Origin of the sequence: Colwellia sp. BRX8-7, assembly GCF_014077275.1 — a bacterium.
Classification (GTDB): Bacteria; Pseudomonadota; Gammaproteobacteria; order Enterobacterales; family Alteromonadaceae; genus Colwellia_A.
In genome coordinates this window covers 1-218 of sequence record NZ_JACGVP010000155.1, presented here as the reverse complement: position 1 = coordinate 218, position 218 = coordinate 1, and the positions used below count along the sequence as shown (strand labels likewise).

Sequence of the window (218 nt, the reverse complement as noted above, 5' to 3'; positions counted from 1 at the left end):
GATTTAACCCAGTTAATCGATACGGCCAATGCCCCTATTTTTGGGATTGATGCCGCGGGTCTGGTGAACGAATGGAACCAGCGCGCCGAGCAACTCACCGGCTTTGCTAAGATTGATGTCATGGGAAAAGATCTGGTGGCCGGGTTTATCACCGATGATTACAAGGCCTCGGTTAAAGGGATATTGGATAAAGCCCTGCAAGGTGAAGAGTCGGCTAA

Annotated in this window: 1 protein-coding gene; it reads left to right on the top strand. The window is 50.0% G+C overall.

The genetic code is table 11. The features are described from left to right. Positions 1 to 218: PAS domain-containing protein (locus H4J57_RS20440; RefSeq protein ID WP_182244017.1), on the top strand; the 218-nt coding region annotated here is incomplete at both ends.